Genomic DNA, 12,720 nt, shown 5'->3' on the forward strand with positions numbered 1-12,720 from the left:
TTATTGTTGAATTCTGGCAATCCTACCCTGCTCTAGATAAACTAATAAAATTGAAATATCGGCTGGGTTTACTCCTGAAATTCGTGATGCTTGTCCAACAGATAATGGACGGATTTCTGATAACTTTTGACGAGCTTCAGAAGCAATTCCACTTATAGCATGATAATCGATATCATGAGGAATTTTTTTATCCTCCATTTTTTTCATCCGGTCAACTTGCTGTAATGACTTTTCAATATAGCCAGCATACTTAATTTGAATCTCGACTTGTTCAGTCACATCTATTGACAATTGTTCTTCAGTTGGGACTAACTGCATTAAGAGCTCATAACTCATCTCAGGACGCTTTAATAAATCAGCTGCCCGAACACCATCCTTCAACGGACTTCCACCCAATTGTTGAATCAAATTCTGAACTTCTTCAGTCGGTTTAATAATAGTATTTTCAAGCCGATCTTTTTCTTTTTCTATTTTTTCTTTTTTCTCTAAAAATCTCTTATACCGCTCTTCACATATTAAACCGATTTTATAACCAATTTCTGTAAGTCGTAAATCAGCATTATCATGTCTTAATAATAAACGATATTCAGCTCTTGATGTTAATAAACGATATGGGTCAATGGTGCCCTTTGTTACTAAATCATCAATTAAGACACCGATATATGCTTCGGAACGATCCAGAATAACTGGTTCTTTATTGAAAACTTTACAAGTAGCGTTGATTCCAGCCATTAATCCTTGCGCAGCTGCTTCTTCGTATCCTGAAGTTCCATTAATTTGGCCAGCTGTATATAAATTGTTAATCACCTTTGTTTCTAATGTAGGCCATAATTGAGTAGGATGCACCATATCATATTCAATCGCATACCCAGCCCTCATCATCTCGGCATTTTCCAAACCAGGAACTGAGTGGACCATTTCAACTTGCACTTCTTCAGGCAGGCTTGTTGAAAGTCCTTGGATATAGACTTCATCAGTATTTCGGCCCTCTGGCTCAAGAAAAATTTGATGACGTGGTTTATCATTAAAACGCACAATTTTGTCCTCAATTGATGGGCAATAACGGGTTCCAACCCCTTCAATCATTCCTGAATACATCGGGCTACGATGAATATTAGCATTGATGATTTCGTGTGTCCTTGGGCTAGTATATGTCAACCAGCATGGGATTTGATCTGTAATATATTTCGTTGTTTCATATGAAAAAGCCCTGAGCTCTTTATCACCAGGTTGTATTTCCGTCTTACTGTAATCAATGGTTTGCCCTTTAACTCGCATGGGCGTACCTGTTTTAAATCGGCCCATATCAAAGCCTAAATCTTTAAGGTTTTTTGATAAATCAACAGAAGCACGTTGGTTATTCGGACCGCTTTCATAGGCGTAGTCACCAATAATTATTTTTCCTCTTAAAAAGGTTCCTGTCGTAATAATAACAGCTTTGCTATAATACATCGCACCTGTTTCAGTAACGACGCCTTTGCATTCTTCATTTTCTACAATTAGGCTTTTGACCATAGCTTGCTTCAATACTACATTTTCTTCCTTCTCTAACGTGTGCTTCATTTCATTTTGATAATGATGTTTATCAGCCTGTGCCCGTAACGCACGGACAGCTGGGCCTTTCCCAGTATTCAACATTCTCATTTGAATATGTGTTTTATCAATATTTCGCGCCATTTCACCACCAAGGGCATCAATTTCGCGCACAACAACTCCTTTTGCCGGCCCTCCAATCGAAGGATTGCAAGGCATAAACGCAACCATATCTAAATTTAGTGTTAAAATGAGTGTTTTGGCCCCCATTCTTGCGGCAGCAAGCGCCGCTTCGCAACCGGCATGCCCTGCGCCAACTACAATTACATCATATGAACCAGCATGATACTCCATCTATTAATTAAACCTCCTACTAAAAACAAAGCGCTTCTTTTAAGCCCCTATTTACCTAAACAAAATTGCGAAAATAACTGATTGATTAAGCTTTCATGAACAGTATCACCAATGATTTCCCCTAATATTTCCCACGCTCTTGTAAAATCAATTTGGATTAAATCAATTGGTACATCTGAATGAATGCCTGTTAAAACATCATCCATTGCTTTTTTAGCTTGATTTAAAAGCGCAATATGGCGCGTATTGGATACATACGTCATATCCCCGGCTTCAAGTTTTCCTTCAAAAAATAAAGATGAGATAGCCTCTTCTAATTGATCAATACCAGATTCCTCTTTTAACGATGTCGTGATTATTGGGCAATCTTCGGCTAAATTCCTTACTTCATCCATATTAATCTTATTTTCTAAATCAATTTTATTTACTATAACAATAACTTCCATATCACGGGTAGCTTCAAATAGTTTTTTATCTTCATCCGTTAACGGCTCGGCATTATTAAGTACTAATAAGATTAAATCCGCCTCTTTTAAAACCTTTCTTGAACGCTCAACACCAATTCTTTCAACAATGTCCTCTGTTTCTCGAATACCAGCTGTATCAACTAAGCGCAATGGTACCCCACGAACATTGACATACTCTTCAATGACATCCCGTGTTGTCCCCGGAATATCCGTTACAATTGCTTTATTTTCATGTACTAAGCTATTTAAAAGCGACGATTTCCCTACGTTCGGACGCCCTATTATAACCGTTGACAAACCATCACGCAAAATTTTCCCTTGTTTTGACGTTTCTAGCACCTTTTCAATCTCAGCCTTTATTTCGGTTGCTTTTTCAAATAATAACCGATGTGTCATCTCTTCGACATCGTCATATTCTGGATAATCAATATTTACTTCTACATGTGCTAATGTTTCCAAAATCGTTTGCCTTAAATCACGCACTAATTTTGAAAGCTTTCCTTCCATTTGCCTAATCGCAACATTCATCGCCCGTTCAGATTTTGCACGAATTAAATCCATAACAGCCTCTGCCTGTGATAAATCAATTCTGCCGTTTAAAAAAGCCCGTTTCGTAAACTCCCCTGGTTCTGCTAAGCGAACCCCTTGATTTAGTACTAATTGTAATACCCGATTAACAGAAACTAGTCCACCATGACAGTTTATTTCAACAATATCCTCTCTTGTGAATGTTTTCGGCCCTCTTAACACCGATACCATCACTTCTTCAACCTTTTCATTTGTTTCAGGGTCAATAATAAATCCATAATGAATCGTATGGCTTTCTACTTCTTCGATATTTTTCCCTTTGAAAATTTGATTGGCTGATTTAACTGCTTCCGGACCACTTACCCTAACAATGGCAATGGCTCCTTCCCCCATCGGTGTCGAAATCGCCGCGATTGTATCCATCTCCACTTCAATCACCTCACTTATACACAGTTTTCTATTGTATAACCTTGTCTATTTTTATCCACAGTGGATAATTTTTGAGATTTTAAGCAATATATCTAGTTTAACTTATCCACAATAGTGCGCGCAACTGCTATTCAACCTGAAATATATCACATTTACTTATAAAAAAATGGCAGCTACTAGACTAACTCTAGCACTGCCATGTTTTCTTTATAATTCTATTTAATTTGGGATGATCACAATATGACGATTTGGGTCAACGCCATCGGAAACTGTCGTTACACCCTCTACATCATAGAGAACGGAGTGGATGATTTTTCTTTCAAAAGACGGCATTGGTTCCAACACAACTTTTGTTCTTGTCTTTTTAGCTTTAGCCGCTAATCTTGTTGCAAGATTTTCTAATGTTTCCCGCCGGCGTAAGCGATAATCTCCAGCATCGACAATGACCGTTAAGTAATCATCGGAAAATTTATTAGCAACGAGTTGCACTAAATATTGAAGAGAATTTAAGGTCTGCCCTCGTTTACCAATTAATATAGCAATTTCATCGCCATTCATTCGAAACGTAAGCTCTTTTCCTTTTTCTACCCTTTCAATTTCAGCAGTAATTCCCATTTTTTCAATAACATTTTCTAAAAAGCTTTGTGCCTCAAAAATCGGGTCTACTTTGACTGTTAATTTTACAACGGCTGGTCTATTACCAAAAACACCAAATAAACCTTTTTTACCACTATCAATAATCGAAACATCGACTTTATCTCTTGATACATTTAGTTCTCTTAAAGCAGATTCAATTGCTTCATCAACTGTTTGCCCTGTACCGGTAGCCGTAACCTGTCTCAATTTTTTGCTCCCCCTGTACTTTTCTCTTCAGATCTTGACGGACCTTTAATGAAATAAGTTTGGACAATCGTAAAAATATTACCTACTACCCAATATAATGATAATGCTGCTGGGAAAGATACAGCAAAAACAACAATCATGATTGGCATAATGTATAACATCATTTTCATTTGTGGGTTATCTTGCATACCTTGCATCATCATTTTTTGCTGCAAGAATGTCGTAGCACCAGCGACTATCGGCAAAATAAAATATGGATCTTTATTCCCAAGATCAAACCACAAGAAAGTATGATTAGCAATTTCTGTTGTTCTCATAATAGCATGGTAAAAACCAATTAAAATTGGCATTTGAATGATTAGTGGAAAACATCCTGCTAACGGGTTAACGCCATGCTTTTGAAATAAAGCCATTGTTTCTTGCTGAAGCTTTTGTTGCGTATTTGGATCTTTTGATGCATATTTTTGTTGAAGCGCTTTTATTTCAGGCTGAATAGCCTGCATTGCCTTTGAATTTTGAGTTTGCTTGATCATTAACGGTAAAATAACTAAGCGAATAATGATTGTAACAATAATGATAGAAAGTCCATAGTTTTGCCCGAATAAATCAGCAAAATACGTAATTAACCAGGATAATGGATAAACAAAATACTGATTCCATATTCCCTCACTCTCTGGAGTAATTGGTTCATTAATTTGCGCACATGCTGATAAAACCGCTAATAGACCAATTAAGGTCATTACAAGTGCGATTCTTTTTTTCAAACTCCCTTCCTCCTTCTTCCACTTCCATATGTATAATTGATTTTATCATTTTTATTATGATATTTCCTTCTTAAATTCTTTTATATCTTCTTTAATTTTTCTATATTTATTTTTCTTGTGAACGCTTTGGCAATTTTTAAAACATGAAGTAAACTTTTTTTTGTCTCTTGGAAATTCATTTCCGCTGTAGGTTTACGAGCAATGATAACATAATCCATATTTTGCTTCAGATCTTCCTGAAGTTCTAGAAAAACCTGCCTTACATATCTTTTAATTTGATTTCGAATGACAGCTTTTCCAATTTTTTTACTAACAGACAAACCGATTCTCATCTCATTTTGCTCTGGCTTTTCAAGCATATAAACAACAAATTGTCGATTTGCTACTGATACGCCATTTTTAAAAACCTCTTGAAATTCATCGTTCTTTTTAATTCTATTCCGTTTGTTCACAAAAACTCACTCCGGCGCTTGCACTTTTCTTTGTCCAGCTCCAGCGCCCAGCGACTCGAAAAACTTCACCCGCCTCCCTACGATAAGTCAACATCGACTCGCTTTCGCTTGTCGTGTTTCCTTTATCTCAGTCGGTGTGCTCCAGTTTTTGCGTCGCTGAACGGGCGCTTACGCTTTTCAATTTATCTAGAAAAAAAACCACTGATCTTATTCAGTGGCTTATGCTGATAATACTTTTCTTCCTTTTCGACGACGACGAGCTAGAACATTACGTCCATTCGATGTGCTCATGCGGCTACGAAAACCATGTACCTTCTTGTGCTTACGATTTTTTGGTTGATAAGTACGTTTCATTATATTTGCACCTCCCTGAGGAAAAACTCTTAAAGACAGTCCTAATTATTATAGAAAACGATTCTCGCAATGTCAATGCATTATTGTTAGTCAAGTTTCATTAAACAAGTTAACTAAAATCCACTAAAATTCGTCATGTGGATATCTTTATCGACATTTTTTTTACTATTCACGAGTTATCTACAAGCTTTACACAAAATATGGTGTTGTTGATAACTTCAGTCCACAAGGGGTGGTGGTTGTGGATAATACAGCGAAAACCATTGCAATAAAAGGGTTTATTTGATATTATATTTGTGTTTTCTCTTTTTGATTTTTCTAGATTATCCACAACTGTTAATAACATGTGGATATGTTTATTAAGATTTGTGAGGAATTTTGTCCCCAACTTTGTGGAAAACGTCGAATAAGCACTTTTCTACTATATTATATAGTTATACACTTTTGTAATTGAATTTATTTTTATACATTCATATACATTGCTAGGAATAAGGGTGTACAAAAGCTATACATAAAATAAAAAATAAGGAGGGAGTACGTCTAAAATGGAAAATATTTCGGATTTATGGACCAGGGCATTAGAAGTGATCCAAACAAAACTAAGCAAACCAAGTTTCGAAACATGGTTGAAGGCGACAAAGGCCCACTCATTACAAAATGATACGTTAGTTATTACGGCACCAAATGATTTTGCACGTGACTGGCTTGAATCCCGCTATTCAAATCTAATTGCCGAAACAATTCTTGATATTACTGGGGCAGAGTTAGAAATAAAATTTGTTATACCTCAATCGCAACTTGATGAAGAGCTTCCATTTGATGATGGGGCAAAAAAGAAAAAAACAGAAGACCATTTTGAAGAAACAACTCAAAGCATGCTTATTCCTAAATATACATTTGATACATTTGTCATCGGTTCAGGGAATCGTTTCGCCCATGCAGCTTCCCTTGCAGTTGCGGAAGCACCAGCAAAAGCATATAATCCGCTCTTTATTTATGGGGGCGTCGGACTTGGAAAAACACATTTAATGCATGCCATTGGCCATTATGTGCTTGAGCATAACCCAAATGCAAAAGTGGTATACTTATCATCTGAAAAGTTTACAAATGAATTTATTAACTCTATTCGTGATAATAAAGCGATTGAATTCCGTAATAAATACCGAAAAGTAGATGTCCTGTTAATTGATGATATTCAATTTTTGGCTGGAAAAGAATCAACACAAGAAGAGTTTTTCCATACGTTTAATGCTTTACATGAAGAAAGCAAACAAATTGTCATTTCAAGTGACCGCCCACCTAAGGAAATCCCTACACTAGAGGATCGGCTGCGTTCAAGGTTCGAATGGGGGCTTATTACAGATATTACGCCGCCCGATTTAGAAACGAGAATTGCGATCTTACGTAAAAAAGCAAAAGCTGAAGGTCTCGATATTTCAAACGAAGTCATGATCTACATTGCCAATCAAATTGATACCAATATTCGTGAATTAGAAGGGGCGTTAATTCGCGTTGTAGCCTATTCTTCTTTAATCAATAAAGATATTAATGCAGATTTAGCTGCTGAAGCCCTAAAAGATATCATTCCAGGTACAAAGACGAAAGTGATTACAATTCAAGAAATTCAGCGCGTTGTTGGAGAATTCTATCACATAAAATTAGACGATTTTAAAGCGAAGAAAAGAACGAAATCAGTGGCATTCCCTAGGCAAATTGCCATGTATTTATCTAGAGAACTTACTGACTCTTCCCTGCCGAAAATTGGGGAGGAATTTGGCGGAAGGGACCATACAACTGTCCTCCATGCCCATGAGAAAATTTCTAAGCTCATCCAAACAGATGCGGAATTCGGGCGGACAATCCAAGAAATTGAAGAAAAGCTGAAATTATAACTTTATGGATAATGTGAATAACATGAACCTACTTATATACAGTCTATCCACATGTGGATAGACTCTCATACTATTCGAAAAATACAGTTATCCACAAATTCACAAGCCCTACTATTACTATTATTATTTTTTTTATTTTAAAAATAATATAGATATGCCAACCAGTTTGAAAATTTGCAAATAGGAGGCATTTAAAATGCAAATTACGATTCAACAAAATAAGTTAGTACAAGCAGTTAATGATGTAATGAAAGCTGTATCATCGAAAACAACGATTCAAATTTTAACTGGAATAAAAATAACAACAACTGAAGATGGTGTAACATTAACAGGTAGTGATTCTGATATTTCAATTGAAAGCTTTATTCCAGCTATAGAAGAAGGTTATCAACATGTGGATATCAAAAAAACAGGCAGTATCGTCTTACAAGCTAAATATTTTAGTGAAATCGTAAAAAAACTACCGAAGGAAACGGTTGATATCGAGGTTGAAGATAATTTTTCTACGAAGATTATTTCTGGAAGTGCTGAATTTAACTTAATTGGACTTGATCCTGAGGAATATCCGCAGCTTCCTAAAGTTTCAGATAATCATGCTTTTCAAATACCAATTGATCTTCTTAAGCAAATGACAAGACAAACGGTATTTGCCGTATCCAATTCAGAGACGAGGCCTATTTTAACAGGAGTTAACTGGCGAATTGAAAATAATGAATTAATTTGTGTCGCAACAGATAGCCACCGCTTAGCGATGAGAAAAGCGCCAATTGAAAGTGGGGAATTAGCTGATTTTTCAAGCGTAGTCATTCCAGGAAAAAGCTTAAATGAACTAAATAAAATATTAGAAGATAAAAATGAGTTAATTGATATTGTTATAACGGGAAATCAAATTTTATTTAAAACAAAATATTTGTTATTCTTCTCAAGACTTTTAGAAGGAAATTATCCAGATACATCTAGGTTAATTCCGACAGATTTTAAGACCGAAGTCATTATTGCCGCTAAAGATTTCCTTCAGGCAATTGACCGGGCATCGCTACTTGCAAGGGAAGGAAAAAATAATGTTGTTAAGCTAACTACATATGAAAATGGGAGTGTTCAGATTTCCACGGTTTTACCTGAAGTTGGTAAGGTAGAAGAATATGTTCAGAGTGAATCTTTAACAGGAGATGAATTAAAAATCTCATTTAGTGCTAAATACATGATGGATGCTTTGAAGACCCTTGATAGTACAGATATAAGGATTAGTTTTACTAGTGCGATGCGCCCGTTTTTAATTCGCCCTATAGATAATGATTCGATTCTTCAACTGATCTTACCAATTAGAACATATTAACTAAAGAAAAAGAAAGCTCATCAGGAACAAAGAAAAAGTTCCTGTTAGCTTTCTTTTATATTTTCAAACAATTTAGTACAATAAAGTAATAGGCAACGAAATAAAATGTTACAATTGAAGGTGTGAAATGAATGACAAACGAAGTTCCTATTTCAACGGAGACAATTACATTAGGCCAATTTTTAAAACTGGCAGGAATTATTGATACAGGTGGGGCGGTTAAATGGTTTTTAAGTGAACATGAAGTGTTTGTAAATGGCCAACCTGAAAATCGCCGTGGAAAAAAGCTATATCATCATGATGAAGTTACTGTAAGTGGCAAAGGGAGCTATAAAGTAATTTCCTCAACTGTTCGTGAAGTATGATAGCAAGAATTGGGGTGTCTCCCTTTGTTTTTATCTGAACTTGTATTAACACATTACCGAAATTATAACAAAATTAAGCTTTCTTTTGAAAATAAAGTAAATGTGATCCTTGGAGAAAATGCGCAAGGGAAAACAAATTTATTGGAAAGTATTTATGTTTTGGCGATTGCTAAATCACACCGAACATCTAAAGATAAAGAATTAATCAAATGGGATGAAGAATATGCTAAAATAGAAGGAAGAGTCCAAAAAAGACTAAATGCCCTCTCTCTTGAGTTAATTATTGCTAATAAGGGTAAAAAAGCAAAAATCAATTCATTGGAACAAAAAAAGTTAAGCGGTTATATTGGTTCACTGAATGCTGTGATGTTTGCACCTGAGGATTTAAATCTTGTCAAAGGTAGTCCTCAGGTTCGTCGACGTTTTATAGATATTGAGATCGGGCAAGTGATGCCTGTTTATATGCATGCCCTTAACCAGTATTACCATATTTTACAGCAGCGAAATCATTTATTAAAACAGTACAATCGCGACCCTATGAAAAATAAAGTGATGTTAGAAATATTAACGACCCAGCTTATTGATGTTGCGGTAAAAATTACGCAGAGAAGAGTTCATTTCTTGCATTTATTGCAAAACTGGGCTGAACCGATTCATTACAGCATCTCAAGAGGCTTGGAAACGTTGAAAATCCAGTATAAACCATCGATTGATGTATCAGAGGGTATGGATTTGTCAAAAATGGTAGAAGTATACTACGAAAAATTCGCCAAGCTTAAAGATAAGGAAATTGATAGGGGGATTACATTAGCTGGCCCACATCGTGATGACATGCAGTTTTTTGTGAATGATAAAGATGTTCAAGTTTACGGTTCACAAGGACAGCAGCGGACGACAGCGTTATCCATTAAACTAGCTGAAATTGAATTAATAAAAGCAGAGGTTGGAGAATATCCGATTCTTCTTTTAGATGATGTACTCTCAGAGCTTGATGACTATAGACAATCGCACTTACTTAACACCATTCAAGATAAAGTTCAAACATTTGTAACAACGACAAGTGTGGAAGGAATAGATCATGAAACATTAAAAAGAGCTGCCAAATTTCATGTAACAGCCGGTATGATTGAAAAGTCCGATTAAAAGGTGGAAAAAGGTGCATGTTTATCCATTTAGGTGAAAATATTGTAATCCAAATGAAAGAGATTATTGCGATTGTTAACAAGGATTTAGTAAAAGAATCAGCGATGCTCAGTGAGTTTGTTGAAGTCAATATGAAAAAAAATAATATTGTTACTATTTCAAATGGAACGGTTAAATCCATTGTAATTACTGAAAGTAAAGTATATTTTTCACCATTATCGACCGTTAGTTTAAAAAAACGTTCACAATATGCTTCAGAATTAGAAACGAAGAACGAATAATAGAAGTCCACAAAGAAAGTGAAGGTGATTTCAGTGGCGATGGAAGAAAATCAAACAATCACAGAACAGAATTATGATGCAAACCAAATACAAGTTCTAGAGGGATTAGAAGCGGTAAGAAAACGTCCAGGAATGTATATTGGGTCTACTAGTGGAAGAGGTCTGCATCACCTTGTTTGGGAAATCGTTGATAATAGTATTGATGAGGCATTAGCAGGCTATTGTTCAGAAATTAAGGTTATGATTGAAAACGATAATAGTATTACTGTCGAAGACAATGGACGTGGTATTCCCGTTGGTATTCAAGAGAAAATGGGGAGACCGGCCGTAGAGGTTATTATGACTGTCCTCCATGCTGGCGGTAAATTTGGCGGTGGTGGCTATAAAGTCTCCGGTGGTCTACATGGTGTTGGTGCATCAGTTGTTAACGCCTTATCAACTGAGTTAGAAGTATTTGTTCATCTTGATGGTAAAATTCATTATATTAAATTTGAAAGAGGCACTGTTGTTCAAGAGTTGTCTGTCATTGGTGAAACAGATCGAACAGGGACAATTGTCCATTTTAGTCCAGACCCTGAAATTTTCGAAGAAACAACTGTATACGAGTATGATATATTAGCTACTCGCCTTCGTGAATTAGCATTTTTAAATCGCGGTCTTCATATCACGATTGAAGATAAACGACCAGAAGGAAAAACACAAAGCTGGTGTTATGAAGGCGGTATTATCTCTTATGTCGAACATTTAAACCGTTCCCGTGAGGTTATTCATGAAGAACCGGTCTATGTTATGGGCGAGAAGGATGGAATTACGGCTGAAGTTGCCCTTCAGTACAATGATAGCTATGTTAGTAATATATATTCTTTCGCAAATAATATTCATACATACGAAGGTGGTACGCATGAAGTAGGTTTTAAAACAGCTTTAACACGGGTCATTAATGATTATGCGCGAAAAAGTGGTATTTTTAAAGAAAATGATCAGAATTTAATCGGTGATGATGTTCGTGAAGGGTTAACAACGATTATTTCCATAAAACATCCAAATCCTCAATTTGAAGGACAAACGAAAACGAAGCTTGGTAACAGTGAAGTAAGAGCTATTGTCGATGCGATTTTCTCAGAACAATTAGATAAATTTTTAATGGAAAATCCTTCAGTAGGTAAAAAGATTGTTGAAAAAGGAATAATGGCTTCACGGGCGAGAATTGCTGCTAAAAAGGCAAGAGAGCTTACACGCCGTAAAGGGGCCTTAGAAATTTCTAGCCTACCTGGAAAGCTAGCTGATTGTTCATCAAAAGATGCATCTATTAGTGAATTATATATTGTTGAGGGTGATTCTGCGGGTGGTTCAGCTAAGTCAGGAAGGGATCGTCATTTTCAAGCGATACTCCCACTACGTGGTAAAATTCTTAACGTAGAGAAGGCGCGTTTGGATAGAATTTTATCTAATAATGAAATTCGGACGATTATTACAGCACTTGGAACTGGTATTGGTGAAGATTTTGATATTACAAAAGCGAGATATCATAAAGTTGTTATTATGACAGATGCCGATGTAGACGGGGCTCATATTCGAACACTCATTTTAACATTTTTCTACCGCTTTATGAGACCGATTATTGAAAATGGTTATATTTATATAGCTCAGCCGCCTTTATATAAAGTACAGCAAGGTAAAAAGATTGAGTATGCCTATAATGATCGTGAATTAGAAAAAATATTAGCAGAATTACCTGATAATCCGAAACCAGGTATTCAACGCTATAAAGGTCTTGGTGAGATGAATCCAGAGCAGTTATGGGAAACTACAATGGATCCAGAAGTACGAACATTGCTTCAAGTTCAGCTTAAAGATGCTATGGAGGCAGATGAAATATTTGAAATTTTGATGGGGGATCATGTAGAACCTAGGCGTGAATTTATTCAAGAAAATGCCCGTTATGTTAAAAATCTAGATGTATAGAGAGGAGGGGCCTA

The 12,720-nt window shown here is 36.0% G+C and carries 12 protein-coding genes; 6 read left to right on the plus strand and 6 right to left on the minus strand.

Annotated elements, in window-relative coordinates; genetic code table 11:
• The 6 genes from mnmG to rpmH all read right to left on the minus strand — a co-directional run bounded on the left by mnmG (window position 1) and on the right by rpmH (window position 5,724).
• The gene (mnmG, locus tag GX497_17220) at window positions 1-1,887 is read right to left on the minus strand and encodes a tRNA uridine-5-carboxymethylaminomethyl(34) synthesis enzyme MnmG (protein HHY74932.1); all 1,887 of its coding nucleotides are present in this window, start codon (window positions 1,885-1,887) and stop codon (window positions 1-3) included.
• Window positions 1,888-1,934: 47 nt separating this feature from the next.
• Window positions 1,935-3,305, minus strand: coding sequence for a tRNA uridine-5-carboxymethylaminomethyl(34) synthesis GTPase MnmE (mnmE, locus tag GX497_17225; protein HHY74933.1), 1,371 nt, complete (start codon window positions 3,303-3,305; stop codon window positions 1,935-1,937).
• Window positions 3,306-3,530: 225 nt separating this feature from the next.
• Window positions 3,531-4,154, minus strand: coding sequence for a protein jag (locus GX497_17230; GenBank protein ID HHY74934.1), 624 nt, complete (start codon window positions 4,152-4,154; stop codon window positions 3,531-3,533).
• Window positions 4,151-4,918: a YidC family membrane integrase SpoIIIJ gene (gene yidC / locus GX497_17235; GenBank protein HHY74935.1), complete on the minus strand. Its 768-nt coding sequence runs from the start codon at window positions 4,916-4,918 to the stop codon at window positions 4,151-4,153. The genes GX497_17230 and yidC overlap by 4 nt, the downstream gene beginning before the upstream one ends.
• A gap of 80 nt (window positions 4,919-4,998) precedes the next feature.
• Complete coding sequence (rnpA, locus tag GX497_17240) at window positions 4,999-5,370, minus strand: ribonuclease P protein component (GenBank protein ID HHY74936.1); 372 nt, start codon at window positions 5,368-5,370, stop codon at window positions 4,999-5,001.
• Window positions 5,371-5,589: 219 nt separating this feature from the next.
• Window positions 5,590-5,724 carry a 50S ribosomal protein L34 gene (gene rpmH / locus GX497_17245; protein HHY74937.1) on the minus strand — a complete coding sequence of 45 codons (135 nt, stop codon included), beginning with the start codon at window positions 5,722-5,724 and terminating at the stop codon, window positions 5,590-5,592.
• A gap of 545 nt (window positions 5,725-6,269) precedes the next feature.
• Here rpmH and dnaA point away from each other — a divergent pair.
• From dnaA to gyrB, 6 genes are all read left to right on the plus strand, one after another.
• Complete coding sequence (gene dnaA, locus GX497_17250) at window positions 6,270-7,616, plus strand: chromosomal replication initiator protein DnaA (protein HHY74938.1); 1,347 nt, start codon at window positions 6,270-6,272, stop codon at window positions 7,614-7,616.
• Between the two features lie 196 nt (window positions 7,617-7,812).
• The gene (gene dnaN, locus GX497_17255; protein ID HHY74939.1) at window positions 7,813-8,952 is read left to right on the plus strand and encodes a DNA polymerase III subunit beta; all 1,140 of its coding nucleotides are present in this window, start codon (window positions 7,813-7,815) and stop codon (window positions 8,950-8,952) included.
• A gap of 131 nt (window positions 8,953-9,083) precedes the next feature.
• Window positions 9,084-9,317 carry a S4 domain-containing protein YaaA gene (yaaA, locus tag GX497_17260; protein HHY74940.1) on the plus strand — a complete coding sequence of 78 codons (234 nt, stop codon included), beginning with the start codon at window positions 9,084-9,086 and terminating at the stop codon, window positions 9,315-9,317.
• 24 nt (window positions 9,318-9,341) lie between these two features.
• On the plus strand, window positions 9,342-10,460 hold the full coding sequence (recF, locus tag GX497_17265; GenBank protein ID HHY74941.1) for a DNA replication/repair protein RecF: 1,119 nt from the start codon (window positions 9,342-9,344) through the stop codon (window positions 10,458-10,460).
• Between the two features lie 17 nt (window positions 10,461-10,477).
• Window positions 10,478-10,741: a DUF370 domain-containing protein gene (locus tag GX497_17270; GenBank protein HHY74942.1), complete on the plus strand. Its 264-nt coding sequence runs from the start codon at window positions 10,478-10,480 to the stop codon at window positions 10,739-10,741.
• A 39-nt stretch (window positions 10,742-10,780) separates the two neighbouring features.
• Window positions 10,781-12,706, plus strand: a complete 1,926-nt coding sequence (gene gyrB / locus GX497_17275) for a DNA topoisomerase (ATP-hydrolyzing) subunit B (protein ID HHY74943.1) — start codon at window positions 10,781-10,783, stop codon at window positions 12,704-12,706.
• Window positions 12,707-12,720: the final 14 nt, after the last annotated feature.

Source organism: Bacillus sp. (in: firmicutes), assembly GCA_012842745.1.
Taxonomy (GTDB): Bacteria; Bacillota; Bacilli; order Bacillales; family Bacillaceae_J; genus Schinkia.